This window comes from Duganella vulcania, from assembly GCF_009857655.1.
Taxonomy (GTDB): Bacteria; Pseudomonadota; Gammaproteobacteria; order Burkholderiales; family Burkholderiaceae_D; genus Rugamonas; species Rugamonas vulcania.
In genome coordinates this window covers 1-705 of the sequence record NZ_WWCX01000272.1, presented here as the reverse complement: position 1 = coordinate 705, position 705 = coordinate 1, and the positions used below count along the sequence as shown (strand labels likewise).

At 75.2% G+C, this 705-nt stretch carries 1 protein-coding gene; it reads right to left on the bottom strand.

Annotation, left to right across the window (positions count from 1 at the left end; translation table 11 throughout):
* Window positions 1-705 (bottom strand): CHASE domain-containing protein (locus GTP90_RS35930; protein WP_175048361.1); only part of this gene is annotated, 705 nt, incomplete at both ends.

Sequence of the window (705 nt, the reverse complement as noted above, 5' to 3'; positions counted from 1 at the left end):
GCCAGCGCGGCGGCGCGCGCCCCGCCCAGCCCGGCCATCAGGTCGCCCATGCGGAACGGCGCGTACACCCAGCCCTCGATGGCGGCGCGGCGCGCGGCCGCGGTATCGGTGGCCAGGCCGTGCCGGTACACCGGCAGCACCATCAAAAAGCCCGACTGGGCCGGTTCGACCTCCTCCTGCACCAGCCGTATCCGGCCGCTGACGGCGGGCCGGCCGGAATCGCGCGCCTGCTCCAGCGCGCCGCGCCGCACCGGCTCGGACGCGGCGTCGTAGCCGAACGCGTGGCGGTTGCTGCCGCCGGACGGCTCCAGGTACACCACCGGCGCGTACCAGGCGCGCGCGCCGTCCGGGCGCACGCGGTAGCCGGGGGCGCCGTCCTGCCGGACCTGGCGTTCGTGTTCGGCGCGCCGCTCCGGCGTCACCATCGCCATGTAGCCGACGCCGTGGATGCCGGGGAAATGCGCGTCCAGGTTCTGCCCGGCCAGGTAGGCGCGGAATTCGGCGCGGTCCACCACGACCGAGCTGGCGAACAGGCCCTGCACGCCATACAGCACCTGCTCATAGGTCAGCATGCGGCGGTCGAGATTGGTGACCAGCTCGCGCACGCGGCTGTTGAAGTCGGCCTCGCGCTCCTGCCCGGCCTGCGCGCGGGCGCCCAGCCACAGCGCGCCGGTCGCCCCCAGGCAGCCGGCCAGCACCAGCACC